Raw genomic sequence first — 25,165 nt, forward strand, 5'->3', positions numbered from 1 at the left:
ATGAACAGCCTATGCGGCTCTCGATGATGACTTCACGCCGCGCCGCTGGATGACCTCGATCAGGCGGTCGACGTCGGCAATCGTGTTGAACATCCCGAACGACACGCGAATGCCGTCCCGCTCCGGCGACACGCGGACGTTATTCTCCTCGAAATGGCCGAGCCATTCGGCCGCGGGCAGCGCAATGACGTAGATGTGCGGCGCGCGATGCTGCCGCGCGCGAGGGCCAACCAGGCGAACGCCCAGCACATCGAGCCGGGCGATGAGATGATCGCCGAGATCGAAGCAATGGTTCTGGATGTTCTCGACGCCCAGCGCTTCGATCATGTCGAGCGAGGCATCGAGGGCATGGATCGCCGGAAGATTGAAATTGCCGAGCTCGAAGCGGCGCGCGCTCGGAGCCGGATCGAGCCTGTCAGGCCGGGCGATCAGATCGGCCGGGACTTCAGCGAGGCTCGCGGCCGCAAGATAGGCCGGCTCGAGCTCAGCCCTCGACTTGTCCCAATAAAGCAGGCCCAGCCCTTGTGGCACGAGCAGCCCCTTATGGCTGCCCGAACCGATGAAGGTCGCGCGCATCGCTTTCGCATCGATCGGCACGACGCCGATCGCCTGCATCACGTCGACGACGAAATAGAGCCCCTTCTCCGCGCAGAGGGCGCCGATGCTTTCGATGTCGAAACGATGACCGGCATGGAATGTTACCTGCGAGATCGAGATCGCCCTCGTGCTCGCATCGATGTAGGGACGAAGGCTGTCGGCGTTCACGATCTCCGTCATCGGCACGAATGCGACGGTCACGCCCTTGCGCCGCAGATTGAGGAATGCGTAGGCGTTGTTCGGATGATCGCCGTGGATCATCAGGACCTTGTCGCCGGCGCGCAGCGGCAGCGCATTCGCGGCGATGTTCATGCTTTCCGAAGTGTTCTTGGTGAAGGCGATCTCGTCGGCCGATGCGCCGAGAAACCGCGCCAGCTTTTCGCGCGTCTGCTCGACGCGATCGAGCCAGAGGCTCTTCGGGCCGGCAGTCTCGAGACCTTCGCTCAGAAAACGATCGATCGCCGCCTTGACGGGACGCGCGAGCGGCGTCTGGAAGCCGGAGTCGAGATAGGTGATCCGCTCGGCAGCCGGAAACTCCTTCCTCACGGCATCGACGTCGTAAAGACCTGACATCCCGATCTCCTGAGCACGTCCGCGGTGGCTCGCACTGCACAAATCCTGTTCACCACCGGACAACGCCAACGATATGGGCACAGCACAAAAGCGGCTAGAAAGATTTTCATATTTCAGTAGTTTTTATTCCGAAAAATGATAATTTTCTGAGATGGGTAGAGACTGGTGAAATGCAGCAGCCGAGTACCGACGGCCCACTGGACCGCGCGTTCGCGATCATTGGCTATGTCGCCAGTCAGACCAGAGCAGCCTCGGTTGCGGAGATCGCCGCTGCGCTGTCCCTACCGCTGCCGACGGCCCATCGGCTCATCGGAAATCTGGAGCAGCGCGGGCTTCTTCAGAAAGCCGTGGGGACGAAGCGCTACGTGGTCGGCAATCAACTGGTCTTGCTGTCGGCCGGTGTCATCGGCGCAGCCTTCCGCACCGCGCGGCGGCACGCGGTGCTTCGCGCCGTCGCCACCGAAATCGGCGAGCAATGCGAGATCGGGGTCGTGCGGGACAATGTCGTTGCCTACGTCGACAGTGTCCGCGTCTCGCAACCGCAAGGCCTCCAGTTCAATCCCGGCGAAGCGGCCCCGCTCCACTGCACGTCGACTGGCAAGATCTATATGAGCCGACTGCCGGAGCGCATGCGCGAGAAGCTGTGCCGCGCGCTCACGCTGACGCGATACACCGAAACCACGATCGTCGATGTCGAGCGCCTCATGGAGGTGCTCGATGAGACCCGCAAGCGCGGCTGGGCCAAGACCAATGAAGAATATGTGCGAGGCGTAGTCGGCTGTGCCGTTCCCATCCTCTCACCGGATCGCGAGCTGATCGCGTGCCTGGGTGTGTCCGTTCCCGTGGCGCGGGTGAGCTTCACTGAGCTGGATCGGTTCATAGCTCCCCTGCAGAAGGCCGCTGCACTGCTATCGGAGACAATCCTCGGGGACAACGAGGATGGCGTAAGCGACCCATCCTGATCGGTCTCGTTCGATCGAGTCCAATTCGATCTCGACATCAATGATTTGATCAAGCTTTCCGGCGTCGAGATCGATGGAGGCGAGCTCCCTTCGTCAGGAACCCGCCAACCATCTTGAAACGACGAGGCGGTTTCACATACATTGTCCGCGTGGGGAAGATGCAGACTCCCCGTGAGACCCAGGTCCAAGCTCTGCGCAGCACGCACATACGTGGAGCTTGCGCATGGACACCGAACGTCACCCCTCCTCCCGCCAGACAATAGCCATCCTCTCCCGCGGCGACGCTGCCGCGCGGCGCGAGGCGACGGCGCAGAACAGCCGCTTCGTCCGCGTCTTCGAGGCGCTCGCCGCCGCAGGCATCGACGCCTTCCCAGCGATTTACGACGAGAGCTTTGCGGGCGCAGTCCGCGACCAATTGCTCGCAGCCGACGGCGTGCTGGTCTGGGTCGATCCGATCCACCAGGGCAAGACCCGCGCCGAGCTCGACGCCCTGCTGCGCGACGTCGCGGCGCAAGGGCCATGGGTGAGCGCGCATCCGGACATCATCCTGAAGATGGGCGTCAAGGAGGTGCTCTACCGGACGCGTCATCTGGGCTGGGGCGCCGACACGCATCGCTATGACACCGCGGCAAGCTTCCGCAGCCAGTTTCCGGCGCGCCTTCGTGCCGGCGGCCCGCGCGTGCTGAAGCAGAACCGCGGCAATGGCGGCCAGGGGGTCTGGAAGGTTGAGGCCCTGCCCGGCACGGAAAGCATGGTTCGCGTGCTGCATGCACAGCGCGGCAGCACGCCTGAGGACATGCCGATCGATGCGCTGCTCGCACGGTGCGAGCCCTATTTCGGTTGGGGCGGCTGCATCATCGACCAGGCGTTTCAACCGCGCCTGCCCGACGGCATGATCCGCTGCTACATGAGCGGCACCAAAGTCGCAGGCTTCGGACACCAGAAGATCAAGGCCCTGATCCCGCCGCCGGAAGGACCGGAGGCGCCTGAGGCCCAGCCCGGGCCGCGGATCATGCACGGGCCTGATGCTTCGCCATTCCAGGCGCTGCGAGGAGCGATGGAGGACGAATGGACGCCGCAGATGATGGCAACGCTCGGCATCGATGAGTCGTCATTGCCGGTGATCTGGGATGCGGACTTCCTGTACGGGCCGAAAGATGCGGCCGGCGCAGACACCTACGTGCTCTGCGAGATCAACGCGAGCTCGTGCTTTGCGATCCCCGAGGAGGCGCCGGCTGCGATCGCGCGGACGGTGAAGCAACGGCTGATGCGGATCGCGCGCACACGGGCGCGAACTTAGCCTGGTCGCGCTTGTAGGAAATGGCAGCAGCTGTCAGGCGACAGTACGACGCAATCCCGATTTGGTTGCGTTGTTGAAGCCAAAAGGCGCGAGGGCTATCGATCTGAAACGTCATCTTCGATCGGAGGAACGCATGAGCACCATCACCGGCGGCTGTCATTGTGGCGCAATCCGTTACGAGGTCGAAGGCGAGCCGATCGTCCACGCGCTTTGCCACTGCCGCGATTGCCGGCTACACGCCGGCGCTCCGGTCGTCGGCTGGACGATGTACCCGGAGGGCGCGGTGAAGGTGACCAAGGGCGAGCCGAAGCTTTACCGCTCCTCGGAACACGGGCGGCGGCAGTTTTGCGGCGCGTGCGGAACCGGACTGTTCTACGTCAATGCCGACATACTCCCGGGGATGATCGACATCCAGAGCGCGACCTACGACGATCCCGAGGCGGTGCCTGCCACGATACAGATCCAGGTCGCCGAGCGCCTGCGCTGGATGGAGCATGCGCACGAACTGCCGGGATTCGAGCGCTATCCGCCGCAGCCGTAGTGGTGGCTAAAGCGGGATGAGTCAGTTTGATTGCTACAACGTAAGTGCGCTCCCTCTCCCGCTTGCGGGAGAGGGCTGGGGAGAGGGTGTTTCCACAGTGGGATAGCCCCCAAGAGGAGAAAGCCCTCACCCGCGCCTTCGGCGCGACCTCTCCCGCAAGCGGGAGAGGTCGCACCGAGCCCGCGGCTATAGATTCGAGCTAAAGCCATTCCGCTTTAGGCATCGCGCAGCACCGTCCGCTCCTTCATCAATCAATCGCCTCCGCGCCGATGAAGCGCATGAACGGCTTCTGGCCGTCGGCACCGAACAGCACCACCTCGTAGCGCTGCGGCGTGCCGCCTTCCATCCCGGGCGATCCGACCGGCATGCCCGGGACGGCTAGTCCCTTCGCGTTTGGACGCTCCGCGAGGAGGCGCCGCACGGCCGCAGCCGGCACGTGCCCCTCGACGACATAACCCGCGACCTCTGCCGTGTGACACGCGATCAGGTTCGAGGGGACGCCGAGACGCGCCCGGATCGGCTCGAGGTCGGGAGTCTCCTCCACCTGGACGGTAAACCCTGCGTCCCGCAGATGCTGCACCCAGCCGGCGCAGCAGCCGCAGCTTGGATCCCGGTGCACCGTGAGCGTGGCTGCGTCTGGCGCTGCCGCGGCACGCCTTGCAAAAGCTGCCGCGGCCATCAGCCCGACAAGGGACCGGCGGGTCATCAGATATGCGCGTTGCTTCATCTTCGGCTTCCTCTTCTGTCACTCCGGCGCCTCGACATATGATCGTGCGTCACGGCTCGCCTCATCCGGCCGGCTCCACGACGCGCAATCTGGCGCCGATCGGCTTGGGCATCTCAGCCGGTTGTCCTCTGTCCTCGCGCTTGGGCGGCAGGCGGAAGCCCTTCACCAATCCGAAGATCGCCGGGATCACGATCAGCGTCAGCAGCGTCGACGATATCATGCCGCCGATCATCGGCACCGCGATTCGTTGCATGATCTCCGACCCGGTTCCGGTGCTCCACATGATCGGGAGCAGGCCCGCCATGATAGCGACGACCGTCATCATCTTGGGACGGACGCGCTCGACCGCACCCACCATGATGGCATCGTGGAGATCCTGCCGGGTGAAGCTCCTGCCCTGGGCGCTGCACGCCGCCTTCATCTCGGCCAGGGCATGCTCGAGATAGATCAGCATCACGACGCCGGTCTCGGCGGCGACGCCCGCGAGCGCGATGAAGCCGACGGCGACGGCGACCGACATGTTGAAGCCGAGCCACCACATCATCCAGATGCCGCCGACCAGCGCGAAGGGCAGCGACAGCATGACGATGAGGGTTTCGGTCATGGCCCTGAAATTCAGGTACAGCAGCAGGAAGATGATCGTCAGCGTCACCGGCACCACGATCTTCAGGCGCGCCGCGGCACGCTGGAGATATTCGTACTGACCGCTCCAGACCACGTAATATCCTGGCGGGAACTGGATGCTGTCAGTCACGGCGCGTTGCGCATCGGCGACGTAGCTGCCGATGTCGCGATCGCGGATGTCGACGTAGACGTAGGTCGCGAGCTGGCCGTTCTCGGTCCGGATCGAGGTCGGCCCCCGCGCCGGCTCGACCTTCGCGACCTCGCCGAGCGGCACCGCGCCGCCTGCGGGCATCGGCACCAGGATATCGCTGGCGATCGCCTTGGGATTGTCGCGCAGGTCGCGCGGATAGCGCATGTTCACCGTGAACCGCTGCCGCCCCTCCACCGTCGTCGTGACGGTCTGGCCGCCGAGCGCCGCCGCGATGGTGTCCTGAACATCCTGGATCAGGATGCCATAGCGGGCGAGCGCCTCGCGATCCGGGACGATCTCGAGATAGTAGCCGCCGATGCCGCGCTCGGCATAGGCCGATGAGGTGCCCGGCACCGTCTTGATCACCCGTTCGACCTGCTTCGCCAGCCGGTCGATCTCGACGAGGTCGGTGCCCATCACCTTGACGCCGACGGGGGTGCGGATGCCGGTGGACAGCATGTCGATGCGCGCCTTGATCGGCATGGTCCAGGCGTTGGAGACGCCCGGAAATTGCAGCGCCTTGTCCATCTCCGCGATCAGGCTGTCGACGGTGACGCCGGGACGCCAAAGCTCCTTCGGCTTCAGGCTGACCAAGGTCTCGAACATCTCGGTCGGCGCCGGATCGGTCGCGGTCGCCGCCCGCCCCGCCTTGCCGTAGACCGATTCGACCTCCGGGAACGACTTGATGATGCGGTCCTGCGTCTGCATCAGCTCGGCCGCCTTGGTCACGGAGATGCCGGGCAGCGTCGTCGGCATGTACAGCAGCGTGCCCTCGTTCAGCGTCGGCATGAACTCGGTGCCGAGCTGCCGTGCCGGCCAGATCGTAACGGCGAGCACGACCAGCGAAGCCAGGATCACCGGCGTCTTGGCGCGCAGCACGCCCTTGATGACCGGGCGGTAGATCCAGATCAGGAAGCGGTTGATGACGTTTTTCCTCTCCGGCACGATCCTGCCGCGGACGAAGATCACCATCAGCGCCGGCACCAGCGTGACGGACAACAGGGCCGCGGCCGCCATCGCGAAGGTCTTCGTGAACGCCAGCGGGCTGAACAGCCGCCCCTCCTGCGATTCCAGCGTGAAGATCGGCACGAACGAGACGGTGATGATGAGCAGGCTGAAGAACAGCGCCGGACCGACCTCGGATGCCGCGTCGATCAGGATCTGGACGCGCGACTGACCGGGCTCGGCGCGCTCGAGGTGCTTGTGCGCGTTCTCGATCATGACGATCGCGGCGTCCACCATGGCGCCAATCGCGATCGCGATGCCCCCTAAGCTCATGATGTTCGATCCCAGGCCCAGCAGCTTCATGGCACCGAACGCCATCAGCACGCCGACCGGCAGCATCAGGATCGCGACCAGCGCGCTGCGGACATGGAGCAGGAACACGATGCAGACGAGCGCGACGACGATGCTCTCCTCGAACAGCGTGTGCTTGAGCGTGTCGATCGCCGAATAGATCAGGCCCGAGCGGTCGTAGACCGGGACGATCTCGACCGATTTCGGCAGGCTGCTCGCGATCTCCTTGAAACGCTTCCTGACGTTTTCGATGACGTCGAGCGCGTTGACGCCGAAGCGCTGCAGCACGATGCCGCTTGCGACCTCGCCCTCGCCGTTCAGCTCGGCGATGCCGCGCCGCTCGTCGGGTCCGAGCTCGACATTGGCGACGTCCCGCAGCAGCACCGGCGTGCCGTTGCTGGTCTTCAGGACGATGTTTCCGAGATCGTTGATGCTCTTGATGTAGCCCTTGCCGCGAATGACGTATTCGAACTCCGACAGCTCGACCGTGCGGCCGCCGACGTCGGCATTGCTGGCACGGATCGCCTCCCGGATCTTCTGCATGCTGATGCCGCGATCGCGCATGCGCTGCGGGTCGAGCACCACGTTGTACTGCTTGACGAAGCCGCCGATGCTGGCGACCTCGGCGACGCCTTCGGCCTTGGCGAGCGCGAATTTCAGATTCCAGTCCTGGATCGTGCGCGTGTCGGCGAGGTTCAATTCCTTCGACATCACGGCGTATTGGTAGACCCAGCCGACGCCGGTCGCATCGGGCCCGATGGTCGGGGTGACGCCGACGGGAAGCCGCGACGTTGCGCCGTTCAGGAACTCCATCACGCGCGAGCGCGCCCAATAGATGTCGGTGCCGTCCTCGAAGATCACGTAGACGAACGACACGCCGAAGAAGGAGAAGCCGCGCACCACCTTCGATTTCGGCACGGTCAGCATCGCCGTCGTCAGGGGATAGGTGACCTGGTCCTCGATCACCTGCGGCGCCTGGCCGGGATATTCGGTGTAGACGATGACCTGGGTGTCCGAGAGGTCGGGGATCGCATCCAGCGGCAGATGAAGCAGCGCGTAGAAGCCGGCGGCCGCCGCAAAGCCGATGCCGAACAGCACCAGCAGCAGGTTGCGCGCCGACCAGGCGATGATGCGGGCGATCATTTGTGCTCTCCCGTCGCATGGCCGCCGTCGGCGGCTTGAGGCGCAGCCTCGGCAAAGCCTTTCAGCGCGGCCTTCAAATTGCTTTCGGCATCGATCAGGAAGTTCGCGGATGTGACCACTGCTTCGCCTTCGGCAAGGCCGTCCCGCACCTCGATAAAGCCGCCGCCGCGCCGGCCGAGTTTTACTTCCCGCGGCTCGAAGCGCCCGTCCCCCTTGTCGACGAGGACGGCCTGCCGCGTGCCGGTGTCGAGCACTGCGCTGTCCTGGATCGCCAGGACAGGCGCGCTGTCCGCCGTGTGGACGTCGGCATCGACATACATGTCCGGCAGCAGCATCGCATCTAGATTGGCGAGCTCGATGCGGACGCGAACCGTCCGGGTTTCGCGGTTCACCTGCGGATAGATCACCGCGATCTTGCCGGTGAAGCTTCGGCCGGGAAAGCTGCGCGCGCGCACCGTAACGGCCTGCCCGACCGCGATGTTGCCGAGATCGCGCTCGGCGACGTCGACCAGCGCCCAGACCAGCGAGGTGTCAGCGATGCGGAACAGCACGTCGCCGGGATTGGCGCGCATGCCTTCGATCGCATTGCGCTCGAGCACGATCCCGTCGCGCGGCGCCGACCAGTGGATGGTGACGGGCGCGAGGCGCGTTCTCTCCATCTCGGCGATCACCCGCTCGGGGACGTCGAGATTGATCAGCCGTTGCCGCGAGCCGCGGCCGTAGATCTCGACCCCGCCGACGGTCTTGGAGGTGATGGTCGCGAGATAGTCGGCCGCCGCGGAGGCGACCGCCGAGCTGTAGATCTCCATCAGCGGCTGGCCCGCCTTCACGCGGGAGCCGGTGGTGACGTCCGCGATCTTCTGCACGAAGCTCTCGGCGCGCATCGCGATCACCGAGACGCGGCGCTCGTCCAATTGGATCGTACCGGGCGCCTTGACCAGGACCTGGACCGGTCGCCGCGCCACCGGCTCGGACTTCACGCCGCTGCGCTGGATCTTGCCGGGCGACAGTTTCACCGTGCCGTCATCGGCGTCGTCGCCTTCGTAGACGGGGATATAGTTCATCCCCATCGGGTCCTTCTTCGGCACCGGCGAGGTGTCGGGCAACCCCATCGGATTGCGGTAGTAGAGGATTTTTCGCGATGAAGCCGCCTGCGGTGGCTTCGGCTCTGCCTGGGCGGCCTTGTCGTCATCATAGACCGGCAGATAGTCCCGCCCGCGATCGTCCTTCTTTGGCCCGGCGGACCAAAGCGGCGCGCCGCTCGGATCGCGATAGTAGAGCGGAGTCCGGTCCGCTGGCGCCGCAGCCGGGGTCACCTCGGCATGGACCGACCAGCGCCCCTCGTTCGAGAACCAGTACGCGCCAAGGGCGAGGCCACTGCCGAGAGCGAGAGTCGTCAACAGACGCAACGTCTTCATGGTTGTTTCGCGCGCTCGGAGCGCGCGTCCATCTGAATGGGAAAGAGAAGTTCGGGCGCCGTCCAACGGCGCCCGAAAGCTCACTTGGTCACCTTGACGATGACCTTGCCGGTGACCGTCTCAGGCTCGCCTTGCACCTTCGCCGAGAGCGTGACCTGATAGCGGCCGGCCATCGGCAGGTCCGTCTTAAAGGCGTAGACGCCCGGCTCCTTGGAGGGCAGCGGCGCGACCGCCGATTCCATCTCGGCCATGCCGTCCGGAGCCATGTCGACGCGCGTCTTGAAGATGACGGCATCAAGCACCGGCTTGCCGGTCTGCTTGTTGGTCAAGCGAACGGCGAGCGTGACGTCGTCGCCCTTCTTCATCTCGGCATTGACCGGCTCGAAGGCGTAATCGCCGGCACCCGCCAGAGCGACTGAAGCGGCGAGCGAAAGGGTGGCGGCAACAGCCGCAGTGCTGAACTTGGAAAGCATTGTCCTGTCCTCATGAATTGATCTCGACCGCGACGCAGGAACGCGCACATCAGTCATCGCCGCGCGGGGCGTGCCCGCGCGCGTCTTTGGAGAGATCAGATTCGAGGAGGCCGGAAGGGAGGACTGCCGCCGCGAGAGTCGACGACCTGATCGGCAGGAATGGCCGTTTCCGCTGCCGCGACGGCAAGGAATTCGAAAGCCAGCGGACGAATGTCCGCCAGTGCGACGGTGCCGCCGACACAGCAGAAGCCCATCCCGCACTTGTAGCCGGTGTCGGAACCCGTACCCTTCATGTCGGGACAACAATCGTCCATCGACATGTCGCCGTCGCCGCCGGCCTGCATGGCCGCCTGCATGTCACCCGACGACATCGCGAAGCCGGATGCGGACGCGCCAGCCGGCAGCATCGCCAGGGATATGGCGATGGCGAGTGCCAGGATGGTCCGAACGATCCGCATGAAACGTGCTTTTAACCTTTTGGATACCTTTGGAGCCGCAACGCTGCCTGAGTACCATAGTCTGCGGCCGAAAGCATTCTTTGATCAAGGTCAAGCATTCGTGACCAAGGCTCCGAGGCCCGTCAGGCCGATCGCCCGCATCCTGCCTCGCCTATTGCGACCTCGATACCAGCTCGTCGGACCGAGCCGTCCGCGACCATAGCAAGGCGAGCGGGCCGAGTGCGATCCCGGCCGCGAGCACGATGAAGGCCAGCAGCCAGCCCTCTGCACGCTGGGGACCACCAGCGGCATCGAGGGCAACCCCGGTTCCCCAGGCTCCGATTGCCGATAAGCCGAACCCGACGGTCGAATGCAGGGCGAGAGTCGCCCCGCGATGCTCCGAGACAGCCGCGGCCGACGTCCCGGCTGTCAATGCACCGGAATCCGCCGGTACCGTCAGGCCATACATCATCAGCAGCAGCGCCAGCACCCATGCCGGAGCCGTCGCATTCAGGCCGATGACGAGGGCAACGCAAGCCGAGGCGATCATCACCACCGTGATCGCCCGATGTCGCCCGAATTTCAGTGCGGCCTCGTTGCCGAGGATGCTGGCCGGCATGGAGATCACTGCAAAGCAGAAGCTCATCAGGACCGGGCTTAGCCATGAGGGCGCGCCCTGATGCGCGACGACGTAGGTCCAGAAGCCGACCAGCCAGGTGCGAATGCCGTAAAGCTCGAAGCAGTGCGCGCCGTAGCCGAAGATGTAACCGAGCGCCTCGCGGTTGGCGAAGACGGGCGCAAAGTTCAAAAGGCGCCCCGCTCTTGGAGCGGGACTGCGGCTATCGATCAAGAGACACGCGACCACCATCGCGATGGGACCGATGCCGGTCACGTAGAACGCGGTCCGCCATCCCCAGCCGTCGGCGAGGACTTGGGCGATCAGGAACGACAGGCCGACGCCCACCGAGAAGCTCGACGTGTAGAGCGTGACCGCCCGCGAGGTGTCGCCGGCGGGCAGCCGGTCCGTCAGTGCCTTGAGCCCGGGCATGTAGGCACCGGCAAAGCCAAGGCCGGCGAGCGACCAGATGATGGTCCCCGACCAGAAGCCTTGCGCGAAGATGCCAAAGGCGACGGTCGCAAGTCCGCTGACGACAGAGCCGCCGAGGAGCACGAGCCGTGCGTCGATGCGATCGGTCAGCGTCGTCAGCACGGGCACCGCCAGCATGTAGCCAAACGCGTAGCCGCTCGCCATCATCCCGCCCTCAGCGGCCGACAATCCCCATGCCGGCATCAGATGCTGGGCCAGATTCGCGGATAACGTCACGTGCGGCAGCAGATTGCCGAGCTGGCCGATACACATCACCGCAATCAGCGGCCAGCCGCGCAAGCTACGAATGTTCTCCTCCCATCGGACAGGGACTCATTCCGTCTGATCCCCACGAAGCAGCAGAAGCGCGAGGAACGCAGAGACCGAGGCCAGCGCGCCGATCCAGAGCGCGCTGCTGCCGAGATGCTCCACCATCAGTCCCAGCGCAAGGGGCGCGAAAGCGCCCGTTGCCCTGGAAGGCAGCGAAATCATCCCGACACGCCTGCCGAACCCGACCGGCCCAAACAGCGCCAATGGCAGCGTACCGCGGGCAATGGTGATGATGCCGTTACCGGCGCCATACAGCACCGTGAAGACCGGTGCGAGCAAGGGGCCGCCCGCGACCAGCGCCAACACGCCGATCGGATTCATGAGCATGGCGAGCCTCGCCGACAGCAGCGGATGAAACCGGCCAAGCCATCCGGCTTCCAGAAGGCGGGCACCGACTTGCGCCGGTCCGACCAATGCTCCTGCCAGCAACGCCTGTGCTGGCGTGGCGCCGAACGCAACCAGCATGGTGGGCAGGATGGCCGAGACTCCGGAGCTGACAAAACTCGCGGCCGCAAACATGTACGCCAGCAGCATCATCGCGAAGGTTTCGCTCTGGCGGCCGGATTGCTGGCTCGCGCCCGTGCTCGGTCCGGCCTCCTGATGCAATGGAGCGGCACGGGGCAGCGCAAGGTTGAGCGGCAAGGCAAGGCCGATGTGGATCACCGCCCATAGCTGGCAGGCCGCGCGCCAGCCGTACTCCGTGGCGAGCCACGTCGTGAGCGGCCAGCCGAGTGTGCTGGCGAAACCGGCGATCAGGGTGATGCCGGTGATCGTTCGTCGCGCATTGGCGCCGTAAATGCGCGCAAGCGTCGCGAAGGCGGCTTCATAGAGGCCCATGCCCATGCCGATCCCGAGCATTATCCAGGCTGCGATCAGCACCGCTACGCCATAGGCCATGGACAGCAGCAGCAAGCCCGCCGCGAAAACGAGGTTCGAGACAGCAAGCAGGCTGCGCCCACCGAACGTATCGATGGCATGCCCCACTCTCGGACCAAGCAGGCCGGAGATGACGAGCGCTCCCGACAACGCGCCGAATACGTAAGTGGGCGCAAGACCGAGATCGCTTGCGATCGGCGCGGCGAGGATCGCAGGAAGATAGTAGCTCGACGCCCACGCGATGGTCTGTGCGCTGCCGAGCGCGATAACGACGGTGAGCGGGCCCGCAGTGCCTCGGCTCATGAGCAGCCGCACCCCGCACCGCCCGCCTTCTTCGCGGATTCATCGGCGGCACAGCAGGCCGAGGGTTCGGCCTTGGCCGGACCGCCGCAACATCCCGCTGCGGCAGCGGACTCTACGGCGGCGCGTGTACAGACGCCGGTCTCCGGCAGCACGAGCTCGACCCGTGCCGCGGCCTTATTGTCGCCGGCGATGTCGGCGGTGATCGATCGGACCTGCTCGTATCCGGTCAACATCAGGAAGGTCGGCGCCCGGCCGTAGGATTTCATGCCGGCGAGATAGAAGCCCGGCTCATCATGCGCCAGCTCGCGCGCGCCGTGAGGCCGTACCGTTCCGCAGCTATGCTCGTTGGGATCGATGAGCGGCGCCAGCGCGAGGGGCGCCTCGATCGCCGGATCGAGCCGCAGCCGCAGCTCGGACAGGAACGAGAGATCGGGCCGGAAGCCGGTCGACACCACCAGCTCATCGGCAACCACACTCCGCGCAGCAGAGTCGGCGCCTGCCGAAATCCTGAGGCGGCCTTCGATCTCCGAAATGTGCGTGACAGCGAAACCGGTCTCGACCGCGATCTTCCCGGCAGTCACGAGCGCGGCGAAGGCTGACCCCAGCTCGCCGCGCGCGGCAAGCTTGTCGTTGCGGCCGCCGCCGAAGGCCGTTGCCGGATCGTCGCCGCGCAACAGCCAAACGGGCCTGGTGCCGGGCGCCTCCTCGGCGAGCTGCGCGAGATCAATCAGCGTGCCCAGCGCGGAATGGCCGGCACCGAGCACGGCCACCGTTTTGCCCGCATATCTTTCGCGAGCGGAGCCGCGCACGGCCGGCATGCCATAGGCGATGCGGCCGGCGCATTCGCGTTCGCCGAACGCCGGCAGACCGTTGCTGCCGGCGGGATTGGGCGAGAACCACGTGCCGGAGACGTCGATGACGGCATCGGCGCGCAGCACTTCGTCGCCTTTGCCGTTCCGGTAGCGGATTTCGAACGGCGCTTGGCCCCGCCCCTTCGTCTTCGCCTTGTCGAAGCCGGCGCGGCTGATCGCGGTGACGCGGCTCGAGGTCCGGATCGTCTCGCGCAGCGGCGTTCGCGTTGCCAGCGGCGCGAGATAGCGCTCGATCAGTTCGCCGCCGGTCGGATAGGAGCCCGGGTCCGGCGAATTCCATCCCGTCGGCGCAAGCAGGCGCGATGCGGCCTTGTCGACGTTGTATTCCCACGGCGAGAAGAGCTGGACGTGCTGCCATTGCCGCACCGCATGCCCCGCCTCGGCTCCAGCTTCGAGCACGACGGGGGACATGCCGCGTTCGAGCACATGGGCGGCGGCTGCGAGGCCGACCGGCCCCGCCCCGATGATCGCTACCGTCTTGTCCATTTTCGAACTCTCCATCCTTCTAGAATTATGGAATAATTGACCAAATGGATCAGGCTGCGCTCTGGGTATCGCTACACCCCGCATCTTCCGCACAGCACTCCGCGGCCAGGAAATCGACCAGCCCGCGCATGGCGTCAAAATTGGCGCGGCAGATCAAGGTCGTCGATTCCCTGATCTGACTGACCAATCCGACCGAGACCAGTGTCTTGATGTGGTGCGACAACGTCGACGCCGGAATCTTCAGCTTGTCTTGCAAGCGGCCGACCGGCATGCCCGCGTGCCCGGCCCGGACCAGCGCCCGGTAAATCTGCAGGCGGGTCCGATTCCCCAGGGCTTCCAGGCGTGCTGCTGCGTCGTCGATCTTCATGAGCGACATCATGCGCCGGTGCAGCTCTGCCGTCAAACGATAATTCTAGAATATTGGAATATGATCGCCAGACCGGATTTCAGTTGACATGCTGGCGGCAATTTCCATAAATCTGGATATATGGAAACTGAACAAGCCGTTCTGGCGCTCGCCGCGCTGTCCCAACCGACCCGTCTGGAGGCGTTCCGGGCGCTGGTCAGGCACGAACCCGAGGGTCTTGCGGCCGGCGACCTCGCGCGCCTCTTGGAGGTCCCGCAAAACACGCTGTCGGCGCATCTGTCGATATTGAGCCGCGCCGGCCTCGTGACTTCCGAGCGGCACAGCCGCTCGATCGTCTACCGCGCCAATCTCGACGAATTTCGCGACGTCGCGGTCTTCCTGCTGCGCGATTGCTGCGGCGGACGGCCGGAAGTTTGCGACCCCGTCGTCGAGACCTTGCGATCGTGCTGCTCGCCAAAACGAAAGGAGCGAAGCCGTGTCTGATCACAGGTTTAACGTCTTGTTCCTATGCACCGGCAACTCGGCGCGATCGATCCTGGCTGAGTCGATCCTGCGCAAGGACGGCGGCGGCCGTTTTCAGTCCTTCTCCGCCGGCAGCGCCCCGAAAGGCGCAGTCCATCCGCTGGCGTTGCGCACGCTGGAACAGATGGGCTATCCCACGGACGGAATGCGCTCGAAAAGCTGGCTGGAATTTGCCGCTGCGGATGCACCGGTGATGGATTTCGTCTTCACGGTCTGCGACAACGCGGCGGGCGAGTCCTGTCCGATCTGGCCGGGCCAGCCGATGACGGCACATTGGGGCATCGAGGATCCTGCCGCGACAGAGGGGTCAGAACTGGAGAAACAGGCGGCATTCGTCACCGCGTTTCGTTATCTGAGAAACCGCATCGCTACATTCGTGAACCTCCCGCTGAGGAGCATCGACAAGCTTTCGCTCGGCACCAAGCTGCGCGAAATCGGCCGCTCCGAAGGTGCAACCGATTTGGCGCCGAAGGCCGGCTGATGGACAATTTCGATCTCCCGCGGCGCCTTGCGGCCGAAGCGCTCGGCACGGGCATTCTCGTCGCCACCGTGGTCGGCTCCGGCATCATGGCGGAAACGCTGACCAAGGACGTCGCACTTGCGCTGCTCTGCAACACCTTGCCGACCGGCGCCATCCTGGTCGTTCTCATCACGGTGCTCGGTCCGATCTCCGGCGCACATTTCAATCCCGCAGTGACGCTCGTCTTCACAGGCCAGCGCGAGCTGCCGGGATACGAGGCTGCGTTGTACATAGTCGCGCAGATCGCCGGCGGCATCGCGGGAACGCTGGCGGCGCATCTGATGTTCGGCCTGCCGCTGCTCGACCTCTCGACGAAGGTCCGAACCGGAGGGCCGCAATGGTTCGCCGAAGCGGTCGCTGCGTTCGGGCTGGTCGCGACGATCCTGGCCGGCATCCGGTTTCAGCGGACGGCCATCCCCTGGCTGGTGGGCCTTTACATCACGGCCGCCTATTGGTTCACGGCTTCCACGTCGTTTGCCAACCCTGCGGTGGCCATCGCAAGGTCGCTGACGAACACGTTCGCCGGCATCCGCCCCCTTGACCTGCCCGGATTCATCCTCGCGGAACTCTGCGGCGCCTTCGCCGGCATGCTGCTGATGAACTGGTTGCTCGGCCGCTCACGCGCGTCCGCCTCGGTCGCAATCACGGAGACAGCTCGATGACCGTCACGATCTATCACAATCCGGCCTGCGGCACCTCGCGCAACACGCTGGCGATGATCCGGCAGAGCGGCGTCGAGCCTGATGTCATCGAATATCTGAAGACTCCGCCCTCGCGGGACAAGCTCAAGGAACTGATCGCGAGCATGGGCATTCCGGTTCGCGCGCTGCTGCGCGAGAAGGGAACACCTTACAAGGAGCTCGGCCTGGACGATCCCAAATGGAGCGATGAGCAGCTCCTCGAGGTCATGATCGCCCACCCTATCCTCATCAACCGGCCGATCGTGGTGACGCCAAAGGGCACGCGCTTGTGCCGGCCGTCGGAAGCCGTGGTTGATCTCCTGGACAATCCGGTCGGCCGCTTCGTGAAGGAAGACGGTGAAGTGGTGGAAGCGCGCTAGGCCTGCAGGCGCGGCGTGAGCAGGGCTATCGCATTTGGATTTTGCAGAGCCGTCATGCCCGGGCTTGTCCCGGGCATCCACGTTCTTTGCGCCGCGTGGAGAGGCGTGGATGGCCGGACAAGCCCGGCCATGACGCCGTGGAGAGAGTCGGCGCCCATAGCCGACATCTCATATGCGATAGCCCTGCGCGCCTGAGGACGTGCAGTCGAGCTATCCCAGTAAGCCCTTCAAGCCCGCATAGATCGAGCCGACGCCGGTCGCGGCAACGCCGGCGAGCGGCCCCGCGGTCTGCATGAGGTCCTGGATCAAGCGGGCACGACGGCGCAGCTGTTCCTCGCCGACATGCTGCCCGAGCAGCCGCGCCACCCTGAATGCGAAGGCGTTCGGCTTGCCGCCCTGGGTCAGCACGCGCGGCACGATCTGGAAGATCACGACGCTGAGGATGTTGCCCGAGACGAAGGCGAGCAGGATACTGGCGCCATACTCGAACACTTCACGCCATTCGATCCAGATCGTCGGAAGGATCGGAACATGGTCATGGATCCCCGTAACCGTCAGCATTGACAGGACGCTGACGGCCGCTGCCAGGAACGCCAGCACGAACGCCGTCAGGGCGGATACCCGGTGCAACGGATAGGCCACGAAGCCGAACAGCAGCGGTATGGCGATCGATGCAATCCGGAGCGGGATCGGAGACATGTTGAAGGTGATGGTCACAAGCACATGCGCGATCACCAGCAGCAGGGATGGGATCGCGACATAAAGCACCGCATGCGTTCCGTAATAGCGTAACGGATTGTTGTAGCGCTCCAGACGGACGTTGACGCGATCGAGATCCCGTCTGAGCTTGTCCAACTCGGCAACGATCTCGTCGATCTCGAGGAGCGTCGGCCGCACGACGCGCAAGTCGCGCGAACAATGCTTGCACGCGATGGCTTCGTCCTTGATCGTCTCGGCGCAGAACGGACATTCCATCGCTAGCGCGACTTCCCTCGCCTCATAATGGCTTCGATCTCGCCTCTGGCCCGCTTCAGTTCATCGCGCAGATCCTCGCGCTTGCGCAAGAGATCGTCGCGCTCGGCAAGCAGCGTGGCCGGAACGGCGATGTCGCGCCCGCACGAGGCGCAGACCAGCGCACCCTCGGCACCTTCGGACCGACAGTAGGGGCACGTCACTTGCGAGTTCACCTGCGAGCTCACTTGGGCGCAACCTTCAGGGTGAAGACGGTCGTGCCCGGCCGGCCATCGCTGTCCTTGATGTCGATACGCATCGTGTACTCGCCCGGCGGCAACTCCGCATCCTGCATGTTGATGCCATCTGGCTGCACGAAGGGCTTGACCCGAGGCGTCAGGTCGACGTTCGGCGTTCGGAGGAAGATCACCTTGACCGATTCCGGATCGATCTTGGCCCCGCCATAGGACTGGAATTTCAACACCAGCCGCAGAGGAGAATTCGCGGGAGCGCCCGGCGAGACGAACTCGATTTTCGGGCCGCGCATGATGCCGCGCTGATCGACGGCGACCGCGCCCTTGGGAGGCGGCAGCTTAGCCTCCTCTTCCGTGATCAATGGCGCGGCGCGCGAGGATCCCGCGGCCAACAGACCCGCAACCACCAGAGCCAGTAGAGCATTCCGCTTCATTTTCCTTGCCCCCCTTCCCATTCGTCAACGCAAGCCGCCATCGCCGATAATCGTGTAAGGCGCCCAGAACAGCGGATGCGCATAGGCAAACTCTGTCTTGCCCTCGCTGTTGAGATAGCCGGGACCATCGACAAGAGCCATCGTCGCCTGGCGCAGCGCTTCGCTGCGCGACAGCTTGGGATCGTCGGCTTGCCGCTTGAACAGGTCCGTCACCAATTGCCGCGCCGACTGGGAGTGCACCGACCAGTTCGTCACCAGCAGGGCGCGCGTGCCGGCGTAGAAGAACGCGCGGCCCAGCCCGGAGGCCGCCTCGGCCCCTGCGCCTGCGCCGGCGCCGGTATTGCAGGCCGACAGCACGACCCAGTCCGCATCGAGCTTGAGACCGAGAATCTCTTCCATCGTCAGCAGTCCGTCGCCACCCTCGCCCGTCACCACCGGCGACGACAGAGCGAGTGCCGGCTGCGTCAGTCCGTTGAGCTCGCCCGGGACCAGACCGTGGGTCGCAAAGGCCAGGATTCTGAAGCCGGAGAGATTCATGGTCTTCACCGCGCTCTCGGTCGCGCTCTTGCCGAGAAACAGCACCTTCGAGGGATCCGCCTGCAAGGCCAGCGCGATCGACTTCAACTCATCGGCGGTGTCGGGCAAACGGGGCAACAGACCGAGTTCGGCGCTATCGACGCCGTCGAGCTTGGGACTGTTGCGCCGCTTCAGCGGCCCGCCGCGCGTGATGTTGCCGCCGGCATCGGCGAGCTGAATCTTCTCACCCGTGCCTTCCGCCTCGGCGTGCTGATCGCTGTTGAAATAGGGATCACCGAACGCGACGAGGTCGCCGCGGCCGGGCTTGCCGGGCGGCAACTGCCGCAGCGTGCGCAGCGCCGCCGCCGACGGCACCGTGGACACGGCATGGGTTCGCGCCAGCCACGGCACGTTGCGATAACCGACGAAGAGCGGGTCTTCGTCGGCGGCCACCTCCGCCGGTGCCGTCGGCAACAAGGCGAGCGGCAGCAGGCCCAGCGCACCGTTGGTGACGACGATCAGGTTCTTGGCCGGCTTCCAGCCGCTCTCGACCGGCTTGAGCAGCAGCTCGTACAACTCATGGCCGAGCTTGAGATCGAACGGTGGAATGTCCGAGATCATCGCAGCCTGTGGCTCGAGCGCTTCACGCAGCTTGCGTATCTTGCTCTCGATGTCGCCGATCCTGGCCTGGACGGCGGCGAATGCCACCGGCCCCGACTTCGGCACGGCCCAGACGAAGCTGCCGTTCTGGCCGAAATAGAACGACAGCATGGCCTCGCCGTCGGTCAGCGTCGCGCGGATCTCGGCGACGCTCGGCGGCCTGGGCGAGACGAGATCGGCATAGATCGGGAATTTCTGCTTGATCTCCTGGCGCGCCTTGTCGCGCTGGCCGCGCAACGCTGCAATCGAGGCCTGTATCTGCTGCACGCCTTTCTCGTCGCGTTCCGCTGCGGGAAGCGCGAGCACGTTGTTAAGCGTACCGAGCTGGGCGTTGACCTGCTTGCTCAGATCCTGCTCCTTGCGCACGAGCTCGGCGAGAGCGGGATCCTTTGCCGCCGCACGCGCACTCGAGGCAGCCAGCGCCTGCTGCACCGAGCGGCCGCGGACGGCATCGGCCAGGCTGAACGTCTCTTCGCCGACGTTGCTGCTGCCTCCTTCGGCCCTGCCGAGCAGCAGCAGATAGCTCTCGACGATGGTCTGCAGCCGCTGGCTGCGCGCGGCCACCACCGTCGTGTTCTCGTCGTCGGCGTTATCGTTGGCGCTCGCCATCATCACCGGAATGGCGGCCCTAAACTCGCGGATTGCGTCGGCATCGCGGCGGGCGCGCATCAATCCGACCGCCAGCGTGCCGCGTGCCGAGGCGGCGTCGAAATGATTCTCCCCCACCCGGGCGATCTGCCTCTTCACGAGCTGCTCCGCGGCGGCAATGCCGGCGTCCAGCTGTCCGGAATCATAGAGGGACAGGATGCGAGAGGGATTGAGCTCGAACACCTGGCGGCGCTGCGGGTCCCAGCCGGCGACGGCCTTTTCTATCCTCGCAAACATTTCGCCCGCTTCGGCGTTCTGGCGGCGAAGCGTCAGGATGCCCGCGAGCTGCGACAGCAATTGCACCGTCGCCTGCGAATCCTCGGGCACACCCACGGTCTTGTTGATATCGAGGGCGACACGGCCGAGCTTCTCGGCCTCTTCGTAGCGGCCCTGATCGACCAAAATGCCCGCCATGCCCATGACGAAGCGCGGCGTAACCGGATTGTACTTGCCGGTATCCTTCAGGCGCGACAGCAGCGCGCGGCGCGCGTCCACCTCGGCCTCGGCCAACTTGCCCTGCTTCGCCTTCATGCGCGCCTGGCTCAACACGGTGCCATCGATCGCCTGCAGCAGAAGGGTCTCGGCCGGCGCACTGTCCGACGCCATGATCGCCTTCGTGCTTGCGCGCTTGCGCAGCTCGGCGGTGCGATAGGCGGCCTCGGCGTCTGCGAACTGTCCGCGCGCCTCGAAGATCGCGGCGCGAGTGAGCTCCAGCTCGCCTTCCCAGCTCTGACCGAACTTCGCATAGGCCGCACGCCAATTGGGATGGCCGCTGGTGCGGGCCTCCTGGATCGCGGTCTGGCTGCGGCGGAGATAGGCTTCGGCCTGTGCGAGGTCGCCCATCTGGATGAGAACGACCGCGATCCCGCGGTTCGTCACGAACTGAAATCCCTTGGCGCCCGGCATGCTGGCCGATTCGCGCAAAAGTCTCTGCATGATCTCGAGCGCGCGCTTCGGATCGCCCGCGAGCGAGTGTTGCAGGGACTGGAGCTGCAACATGCGCCCCAGCAAATTCGGGCCGACGGCGCCACGCCCGACCTCCACGGCCTTGTCGGCGTCAGCCATCGCTTCGGCGAGCCGGCCGAGCTGCGCGCGTGCATTGGCGCGATCGAAATAGAGCTGCGCGAGGTCTTGGCGGGATTCCTTGCCCGTGGGCACGGAGTCGGCCTCCGACTTCAATTCCGCGATCATCTTCTCGTTGGGCTTATCGCCGTCGAGGATCGCCGTGATGTCGGAGATGCTGCGCGGCGGGGCGACGAAATCCTTCGGCAGTGCCGTGCCGGCTTCAAGCTTGGGAGCAGTCTCCTTTGGAAGCTCGACGGCGACATTGGCGCGGCCATTGGCGGCGTTCAGCGCCGCCATTGTGCAGGCCCTGACCTGGGGCGAGGCCTTGGCGCGGCAAGCTTCGAGATTGGCGCCGCCGGCGCGCATGCAGGCCTGCACGATCGGCTTGCCGACGCTCATCCGGCAATTCTCGAGCGCTGCTTCCTTGGTCAGCGCGGTCGCGGAGCAGGTCGATCCGAGCAGAATGGCAAATGCCAACAGGTGGCGCGAGGAAATGTCCAGACGGCTCTTGCGCGGATGCGCGGCGTTTAAGCTCATCTCGAAGGACCTTTGGATAAAATGAATTCGAAGAAACGAGGCGATCCTATCCGGCCTGCGCGGAAGGACAAGGGCCATCAATGCGGTTCCCGGAGTCCTCGACGGGTCGGGCGGCTACAGGCGGCACGGTCACGTGGAACCGGTCAGGCGACCCGGGGAATCGGGCCGATCGGCCGCGGGGCGGCCGCGCTCGACAGGCAGAGAACGCGTGCTCAGCCCTTCGAGATCACCGCGCGACCATAGGGCGGTTGCCCCTGGACCGGCGGATTGGCGGTTTGGGCGGCGAGCTCGCCGATCAGGCGGTCGGCATCGGCGGCCATGCCGTCGGGAGCCTGGATCACCAGGCGCTCCAGCGCCCAGCGGTAGGACGAGATGCGCTGCTCCAGGCATTGCTGCACCCACTGGATGATCAGCGAGTTCTCCTGCATGCGCGCGACTGCGTCGTCCCTCTCCCTCGGCGACAGCGCGGAGACACGCGCCATGCTCGCATCGCGCTTCCTGTCGAGATCGATGACGCGGATCGCGGATGCGAAGAACGGCTCGAAGCGGGTGATGTCGTTGCGCACGTCCTCGATCAGCTGCGCGTAGCGCGAGGAATGCGAGCGGTGCGGCTCGTCGATCAGCGTGCGCCCGTACATGGTGCGGTCGAACACGACCTTCTGCCGCCACGGCGAGGGCAGCGCCTTGTAGTCGCCGAACACGCTCTTCCATGCGGGGCGCGACAGCGGCGGCTCGATCATGGGATAGGCGAGGTCGCGAAGCTGGCGCTCTTCGTCGGTGAGCTGGAATTGCGAGGGCCTCAGGCCGACGCTGGAGGTAACCTCCGCACCGAGCCAGCGATGCATGTCGTCGCTGCGCATGCTTTCGCGCGTGCGGCCGAAGTCGCCACCACTACACGCCGCGAGCAAGACGCCCAGCAGCGTGAACAGGACGGCCGATAGGACAGGCCGGATCTGGCGGATGACGTCCGGCATTGCATGAAGCCGGATGTCAGCGGCGGCGACGACGGCGCCCCGGCGCTGTGCCCTGCTCCGGCCCGCGATCGCCGCTGGTTTCGTCCGCCTCGCGCTCGATTCGAATCACGGGAAGGATCAGGACCATTCCCATGTCCGCGCGCGGAGCGACATCCCCCGACGAGCCCACCCGGCGACCGGCCGGAAATTCGATGATGGTCCCCATGTCAGCTCTCTTCAATTGCCGCGCGACCGAACGCGCCCCAGCAACATGCATTCATTAAGATCAGCTCATGGTTAACGGGGTGTAAACGGGCCGCTTCAACCGTAGCCGCACGGACCGCGCCGCGCCGTCCCGTTGCGGCACGACAACGCCTCAAATTGCAGGGCCGGCTTCACGCCTCGTTTTCCTTAACGAGGCTTTAAACGAAGCTGCGCTAGGCTCGCCACCAAGTCTTTCCCGAGTTGCGTACGCCTCCATGACCAAGTCGCTGTTTCCCGGATTCGACGGGCTGATGACCCTGTCCCGTCGCGAAGGTGTCGATGTCCGTCCGACGCTGCTGCGCGTGCTGACCGACCTCTACGTCCAGACGAGCACCCACAGCGACGACGAGCAGCGGCAATTCGTCGAACTCGCCACGCGGCTGATCGACCAGGTCGACGATGCGACGCGCGCGGCCGTCAAGGCCCGCCTCGCGGTCTATCCGCAGACGCCCGTCCCGATCCTGCAGAAGCTAGGCTTGGTCGCGACCCAGGAAGGCCGCAGGGTTCCACTGGCCCGGGAGATCCCCGCCCCGCCGCGCGCGTCTGCTCCGGCGCGCGTGCCGACCGAGGCCGAGCAACGCATGGCCGCCAACATGGCGATGCAGCCGAAAGAGGCGGCCGAGATCCACGACATGTTCTTCCGCGCCGGCGCCTCCGAGCGCGCGCTGATCCTGCACAATCTGGCGCAGACCCCGCTGAAAGCCGCCCCCCGTATTCCGACCGTGCGCGCCAAGCGCGCGATCCAGATCCTGGAGATGGCGGCGATCGCGGGCGATATCGAAAGCTTCACCTTCGAGCTCGGCGACAGCCTGATCCTGCCCTCGCGCGTTGCAGCCCAGATCGTCGATGATGCCGGCGGCGAGGCGCTTGCCGTCGCCGCGCGCGCGCTCGACATGCCGAGCCCGGTGTTCCAGCGCATTCTCTTGTTCTTCAAGCCGGAGATCGGCACGTCCGTGACCGCCGTGTACCGTCTGTCGCGGCTCTACGACCGCCTCGCCGAGCGATCGGCGCTGGTGATGCTGGCGGCCTGGCGCGGCTCGACGCTCGCGGTCACCCGCGCGAAGTATCAGTCCTCGCTGCATGACGGGGAGCGCCAGCGCGCACGTGCCGGCGCGAGCCAGACGCGGCCGGGCGTGCAGCCCGGCTCGAGCCCGGCGGTGCGGACGGGGACTAATTCGTCGGATCGCTGATTTGCTTACGCCGCCTCAGCGAGCGGCAGCGGTGAGGCACGCAACGAACTCCAACCCCATCATTGCGAGCAATGACGGTTGAGGCTACGCCTTCGCCAATTCCAGAAAATGCCGGCCCGCGCGATCCTCGGTCTCGACGATCCAGGCATCCGGATCGAAGCGGATTTCCTTGATCAGCCGCTCCTCGATCGTGTGATCCGGCAGAGGCTGCGGCGCGACAGGGACGAAGAAGCGATCGACCGGCCGGCCGTCGTCATAGACGGTCTGCGGCGCCGGCGCATACAGCATCGCATTGCCGTCGAGCAGCGACACCTTCACGAACACCGCGCCCGCTTCCTCGGCACCGCGACGCCGCACGGCGCCGAACACGCCCTCGGTCTGGCAGCGACGGAGGTAAGCCGCCACCCAAATGTTGGATTTCAAACGCATGAGCTAACCCGCGGCGGAGGTGCGCTTGCGCTTCACCACCTTGATCAGCTCTTCGTCGATCCTGCTCTGCCAACCCGGACCTTCCGCCTTAAAGTGATCGAGCACGGCCGGACTCAGGCGCAAGGTCACCTGTTGTTTCGTCGGGGCTCTATTGGGACCGCGGCCCTTCCGCATGCCGGGGAAAACCTCGTCGAAAGTCTTGGCCTTAGCAAAGTCATCCTTGGTCCATTCCGGATTGTCGCTCACAGCTCGCATGTCCCGTGCGGTGTAGCCCTTCTTAGCGACGGCTTTCTTCATAGAGCCTCCTTTCCTTCCTGCTGGCAGAACGCATGCTGACGATGCTGACGCCCTCGGCTCCGAGGGACGCGAAGATCACCGAGATGACGCCACGAATGTTGATACCGATCGCGCGCCAGCGGTTGCCATAAGTGGCCAAAACCAAAGCATTGTCGAAGAAGGTCTCGTTGATATCTGCGAAATCCATCCCGTGCTTGTCGAGATTGGCTCGGCGCTTTGGCTCATCCCAAACGATCTTCACAAGATTATTTTGTAACTACAAA

27 protein-coding genes are annotated in these 25,165 nt (G+C 65.1%); 8 read left to right on the top strand and 19 right to left on the bottom strand.

Annotation, left to right across the window (positions count from 1 at the left end; translation table 11 throughout):
• Window positions 1-9: 9 nt before the first annotated feature.
• Window positions 10-1,170 (bottom strand): aminotransferase class V-fold PLP-dependent enzyme, encoded by a 1,161-nt coding sequence (locus ACM43_RS30585; RefSeq protein WP_271545212.1) that lies wholly within the window; start codon window positions 1,168-1,170, stop codon window positions 10-12.
• A 170-nt stretch (window positions 1,171-1,340) separates the two neighbouring features.
• Here ACM43_RS30585 and ACM43_RS30590 point away from each other — a divergent pair, with 170 nt between their 5' ends.
• The 3 genes from ACM43_RS30590 (at window position 1,341) to ACM43_RS30600 (ending at window position 3,973) form a co-directional block, all read left to right on the top strand.
• Window positions 1,341-2,132 carry an IclR family transcriptional regulator gene (locus tag ACM43_RS30590; protein WP_271545213.1) on the top strand — a complete coding sequence of 264 codons (792 nt, stop codon included), beginning with the start codon at window positions 1,341-1,343 and terminating at the stop codon, window positions 2,130-2,132.
• 223 nt (window positions 2,133-2,355) lie between these two features.
• On the top strand, window positions 2,356-3,432 hold the full coding sequence (locus ACM43_RS30595) for a Cj0069 family protein (RefSeq protein WP_271545214.1): 1,077 nt from the start codon (window positions 2,356-2,358) through the stop codon (window positions 3,430-3,432).
• A 133-nt stretch (window positions 3,433-3,565) separates the two neighbouring features.
• Complete coding sequence (locus tag ACM43_RS30600; protein ID WP_271545215.1) at window positions 3,566-3,973, top strand: GFA family protein; 408 nt, start codon at window positions 3,566-3,568, stop codon at window positions 3,971-3,973.
• A 247-nt stretch (window positions 3,974-4,220) separates the two neighbouring features.
• Here ACM43_RS30600 and ACM43_RS30605 read toward each other — a convergent pair whose 3' ends face one another.
• From ACM43_RS30605 to ACM43_RS30645, 9 genes are all read right to left on the bottom strand, one after another.
• Window positions 4,221-4,700 carry a DUF411 domain-containing protein gene (locus ACM43_RS30605; protein ID WP_271545216.1) on the bottom strand — a complete coding sequence of 160 codons (480 nt, stop codon included), beginning with the start codon at window positions 4,698-4,700 and terminating at the stop codon, window positions 4,221-4,223.
• 61 nt (window positions 4,701-4,761) lie between these two features.
• Window positions 4,762-7,953, bottom strand: a complete 3,192-nt coding sequence (locus tag ACM43_RS30610; protein ID WP_271545217.1) for an efflux RND transporter permease subunit — start codon at window positions 7,951-7,953, stop codon at window positions 4,762-4,764.
• Complete coding sequence (locus tag ACM43_RS30615; protein WP_271545218.1) at window positions 7,950-9,371, bottom strand: efflux RND transporter periplasmic adaptor subunit; 1,422 nt, start codon at window positions 9,369-9,371, stop codon at window positions 7,950-7,952. Before ACM43_RS30615 ends, ACM43_RS30610 begins: the two co-directional genes overlap by 4 nt.
• 80 nt (window positions 9,372-9,451) lie before the next feature.
• Window positions 9,452-9,844, bottom strand: a complete 393-nt coding sequence (locus ACM43_RS30620) for a FixH family protein (protein WP_271545219.1) — start codon at window positions 9,842-9,844, stop codon at window positions 9,452-9,454.
• 95 nt (window positions 9,845-9,939) lie between these two features.
• Window positions 9,940-10,302, bottom strand: a complete 363-nt coding sequence (locus ACM43_RS30625; RefSeq protein WP_271545220.1) for a hypothetical protein — start codon at window positions 10,300-10,302, stop codon at window positions 9,940-9,942.
• A gap of 151 nt (window positions 10,303-10,453) precedes the next feature.
• Window positions 10,454-11,641: an MFS transporter gene (locus tag ACM43_RS30630; protein ID WP_271545661.1), complete on the bottom strand. Its 1,188-nt coding sequence runs from the start codon at window positions 11,639-11,641 to the stop codon at window positions 10,454-10,456.
• A 60-nt stretch (window positions 11,642-11,701) separates the two neighbouring features.
• On the bottom strand, window positions 11,702-12,877 hold the full coding sequence (locus ACM43_RS30635; protein WP_157282714.1) for an MFS transporter: 1,176 nt from the start codon (window positions 12,875-12,877) through the stop codon (window positions 11,702-11,704).
• Window positions 12,874-14,235: an NAD(P)-binding domain-containing protein gene (locus ACM43_RS30640; protein WP_271545222.1), complete on the bottom strand. Its 1,362-nt coding sequence runs from the start codon at window positions 14,233-14,235 to the stop codon at window positions 12,874-12,876. The genes ACM43_RS30635 and ACM43_RS30640 overlap by 4 nt, the downstream gene beginning before the upstream one ends.
• A gap of 49 nt (window positions 14,236-14,284) precedes the next feature.
• Window positions 14,285-14,602, bottom strand: a complete 318-nt coding sequence (locus ACM43_RS30645; protein ID WP_271545223.1) for an ArsR/SmtB family transcription factor — start codon at window positions 14,600-14,602, stop codon at window positions 14,285-14,287.
• A gap of 120 nt (window positions 14,603-14,722) precedes the next feature.
• Between ACM43_RS30645 and ACM43_RS30650 the strand changes: the two genes are divergently transcribed.
• Genes ACM43_RS30650 through arsC form a run of 4 tightly spaced genes read left to right on the top strand, consistent with a single transcriptional unit; the run spans window position 14,723 to window position 16,704 of the window.
• A complete protein-coding gene (locus ACM43_RS30650; RefSeq protein ID WP_271545224.1) occupies window positions 14,723-15,085 on the top strand; it encodes an ArsR/SmtB family transcription factor in 363 nt (120 codons plus the stop codon).
• The gene (locus ACM43_RS30655; RefSeq protein ID WP_271545225.1) at window positions 15,078-15,605 is read left to right on the top strand and encodes an arsenate reductase ArsC; all 528 of its coding nucleotides are present in this window, start codon (window positions 15,078-15,080) and stop codon (window positions 15,603-15,605) included. Before ACM43_RS30650 ends, ACM43_RS30655 begins: the two co-directional genes overlap by 8 nt.
• The gene (locus tag ACM43_RS30660) at window positions 15,605-16,306 is read left to right on the top strand and encodes an aquaporin (RefSeq protein WP_157282442.1); all 702 of its coding nucleotides are present in this window, start codon (window positions 15,605-15,607) and stop codon (window positions 16,304-16,306) included. The genes ACM43_RS30655 and ACM43_RS30660 overlap by 1 nt, the downstream gene beginning before the upstream one ends.
• The gene (arsC, locus tag ACM43_RS30665) at window positions 16,303-16,704 is read left to right on the top strand and encodes an arsenate reductase (glutaredoxin) (protein WP_157282441.1); all 402 of its coding nucleotides are present in this window, start codon (window positions 16,303-16,305) and stop codon (window positions 16,702-16,704) included. Before ACM43_RS30660 ends, arsC begins: the two co-directional genes overlap by 4 nt.
• A 210-nt stretch (window positions 16,705-16,914) precedes the next feature.
• On the opposite strand, the gene ACM43_RS30670 is transcribed toward arsC, so the two are convergent.
• From ACM43_RS30670 to ACM43_RS30695, 6 genes are all read right to left on the bottom strand, one after another.
• On the bottom strand, window positions 16,915-17,679 hold the full coding sequence (locus ACM43_RS30670) for a hypothetical protein (RefSeq protein ID WP_271545226.1): 765 nt from the start codon (window positions 17,677-17,679) through the stop codon (window positions 16,915-16,917).
• A gap of 2 nt (window positions 17,680-17,681) precedes the next feature.
• Complete coding sequence (locus ACM43_RS30675; protein ID WP_157282439.1) at window positions 17,682-17,891, bottom strand: hypothetical protein; 210 nt, start codon at window positions 17,889-17,891, stop codon at window positions 17,682-17,684.
• Between the two features lie 8 nt (window positions 17,892-17,899).
• Entirely contained in the window at window positions 17,900-18,343 is a 444-nt protein-coding gene (locus ACM43_RS30680; protein ID WP_157282438.1) for a hypothetical protein, read from the bottom strand.
• A 24-nt stretch (window positions 18,344-18,367) separates the two neighbouring features.
• Window positions 18,368-21,769 (bottom strand): CHAT domain-containing tetratricopeptide repeat protein, encoded by a 3,402-nt coding sequence (locus ACM43_RS30685; RefSeq protein WP_271545227.1) that lies wholly within the window; start codon window positions 21,767-21,769, stop codon window positions 18,368-18,370.
• Window positions 21,770-21,981: 212 nt separating this feature from the next.
• The gene (locus tag ACM43_RS30690) at window positions 21,982-22,743 is read right to left on the bottom strand and encodes a hypothetical protein (protein WP_271545228.1); all 762 of its coding nucleotides are present in this window, start codon (window positions 22,741-22,743) and stop codon (window positions 21,982-21,984) included.
• Window positions 22,744-22,759: 16 nt separating this feature from the next.
• Window positions 22,760-22,948 carry a hypothetical protein gene (locus ACM43_RS30695; RefSeq protein ID WP_271545229.1) on the bottom strand — a complete coding sequence of 63 codons (189 nt, stop codon included), beginning with the start codon at window positions 22,946-22,948 and terminating at the stop codon, window positions 22,760-22,762.
• Between the two features lie 253 nt (window positions 22,949-23,201).
• On the opposite strand from ACM43_RS30695, the gene ACM43_RS30700 reads away from it, so the two are divergent.
• Complete coding sequence (locus ACM43_RS30700; RefSeq protein ID WP_271545230.1) at window positions 23,202-24,176, top strand: DUF2336 domain-containing protein; 975 nt, start codon at window positions 23,202-23,204, stop codon at window positions 24,174-24,176.
• Window positions 24,177-24,260: 84 nt separating this feature from the next.
• Here ACM43_RS30700 and ACM43_RS30705 read toward each other — a convergent pair whose 3' ends face one another.
• The 3 genes from ACM43_RS30705 to ACM43_RS30715 are packed head-to-tail and all read right to left on the bottom strand — an operon-like array spanning window position 24,261 to window position 25,143.
• Complete coding sequence (locus ACM43_RS30705) at window positions 24,261-24,605, bottom strand: DUF1491 family protein (RefSeq protein WP_225149869.1); 345 nt, start codon at window positions 24,603-24,605, stop codon at window positions 24,261-24,263.
• A 3-nt stretch (window positions 24,606-24,608) separates the two neighbouring features.
• The gene (locus ACM43_RS30710) at window positions 24,609-24,902 is read right to left on the bottom strand and encodes a BrnA antitoxin family protein (protein ID WP_271545231.1); all 294 of its coding nucleotides are present in this window, start codon (window positions 24,900-24,902) and stop codon (window positions 24,609-24,611) included.
• The gene (locus ACM43_RS30715; protein ID WP_271545232.1) at window positions 24,883-25,143 is read right to left on the bottom strand and encodes a BrnT family toxin; all 261 of its coding nucleotides are present in this window, start codon (window positions 25,141-25,143) and stop codon (window positions 24,883-24,885) included. The genes ACM43_RS30710 and ACM43_RS30715 overlap by 20 nt, the downstream gene beginning before the upstream one ends.
• Window positions 25,144-25,165 lie beyond the last annotated feature (22 nt).

Source organism: Bradyrhizobium sp. CCBAU 45321, from assembly GCF_028128975.1.
Taxonomy (GTDB): Bacteria; Pseudomonadota; Alphaproteobacteria; order Rhizobiales; family Xanthobacteraceae; genus Bradyrhizobium; species Bradyrhizobium yuanmingense.

Excerpts from the sequence above, each read along its gene's own strand:
- ACM43_RS30645 (WP_271545223.1), bottom strand. The coding sequence starts at position 14,602 with ATGAAGATCGACGACGCAGCAGCACGCCTGGAAGCCCTGGGGAATCGG.
- ACM43_RS30605 (WP_271545216.1), bottom strand. The coding sequence starts at position 4,700 with ATGAAGCAACGCGCATATCTGATGACCCGCCGGTCCCTTGTCGGGCTG.
- ACM43_RS30670 (WP_271545226.1), bottom strand. The coding sequence starts at position 17,679 with ATGGAATGTCCGTTCTGCGCCGAGACGATCAAGGACGAAGCCATCGCG.
- ACM43_RS30585 (WP_271545212.1), bottom strand. The coding sequence starts at position 1,170 with ATGTCAGGTCTTTACGACGTCGATGCCGTGAGGAAGGAGTTTCCGGCT.
- ACM43_RS30620 (WP_271545219.1), bottom strand. The coding sequence starts at position 9,844 with ATGCTTTCCAAGTTCAGCACTGCGGCTGTTGCCGCCACCCTTTCGCTC.
- ACM43_RS30595 (WP_271545214.1), top strand. The coding sequence starts at position 2,356 with ATGGACACCGAACGTCACCCCTCCTCCCGCCAGACAATAGCCATCCTC.
- ACM43_RS30640 (WP_271545222.1), bottom strand. The coding sequence starts at position 14,235 with ATGGACAAGACGGTAGCGATCATCGGGGCGGGGCCGGTCGGCCTCGCA.
- ACM43_RS30630 (WP_271545661.1), bottom strand. The coding sequence starts at position 11,641 with ATGTGTATCGGCCAGCTCGGCAATCTGCTGCCGCACGTGACGTTATCC.
- ACM43_RS30600 (WP_271545215.1), top strand. The coding sequence starts at position 3,566 with ATGAGCACCATCACCGGCGGCTGTCATTGTGGCGCAATCCGTTACGAG.
- ACM43_RS30705 (WP_225149869.1), bottom strand. The coding sequence starts at position 24,605 with ATGCGTTTGAAATCCAACATTTGGGTGGCGGCTTACCTCCGTCGCTGC.
- ACM43_RS30690 (WP_271545228.1), bottom strand. The coding sequence starts at position 22,743 with ATGCCGGACGTCATCCGCCAGATCCGGCCTGTCCTATCGGCCGTCCTG.
- ACM43_RS30635 (WP_157282714.1), bottom strand. The coding sequence starts at position 12,877 with ATGAGCCGAGGCACTGCGGGCCCGCTCACCGTCGTTATCGCGCTCGGC.
- ACM43_RS30700 (WP_271545230.1), top strand. The coding sequence starts at position 23,202 with ATGACCAAGTCGCTGTTTCCCGGATTCGACGGGCTGATGACCCTGTCC.
- ACM43_RS30710 (WP_271545231.1), bottom strand. The coding sequence starts at position 24,902 with ATGAAGAAAGCCGTCGCTAAGAAGGGCTACACCGCACGGGACATGCGA.
- arsC (WP_157282441.1), top strand. The coding sequence starts at position 16,303 with ATGACCGTCACGATCTATCACAATCCGGCCTGCGGCACCTCGCGCAAC.
- ACM43_RS30625 (WP_271545220.1), bottom strand. The coding sequence starts at position 10,302 with ATGCGGATCGTTCGGACCATCCTGGCACTCGCCATCGCCATATCCCTG.
- ACM43_RS30685 (WP_271545227.1), bottom strand. The coding sequence starts at position 21,769 with ATGAGCTTAAACGCCGCGCATCCGCGCAAGAGCCGTCTGGACATTTCC.
- ACM43_RS30660 (WP_157282442.1), top strand. The coding sequence starts at position 15,605 with ATGGACAATTTCGATCTCCCGCGGCGCCTTGCGGCCGAAGCGCTCGGC.
- ACM43_RS30650 (WP_271545224.1), top strand. The coding sequence starts at position 14,723 with ATGGAAACTGAACAAGCCGTTCTGGCGCTCGCCGCGCTGTCCCAACCG.
- ACM43_RS30610 (WP_271545217.1), bottom strand. The coding sequence starts at position 7,953 with ATGATCGCCCGCATCATCGCCTGGTCGGCGCGCAACCTGCTGCTGGTG.
- ACM43_RS30680 (WP_157282438.1), bottom strand. The coding sequence starts at position 18,343 with ATGAAGCGGAATGCTCTACTGGCTCTGGTGGTTGCGGGTCTGTTGGCC.
- ACM43_RS30695 (WP_271545229.1), bottom strand. The coding sequence starts at position 22,948 with ATGGGGACCATCATCGAATTTCCGGCCGGTCGCCGGGTGGGCTCGTCG.
- ACM43_RS30615 (WP_271545218.1), bottom strand. The coding sequence starts at position 9,371 with ATGAAGACGTTGCGTCTGTTGACGACTCTCGCTCTCGGCAGTGGCCTC.
- ACM43_RS30590 (WP_271545213.1), top strand. The coding sequence starts at position 1,341 with ATGCAGCAGCCGAGTACCGACGGCCCACTGGACCGCGCGTTCGCGATC.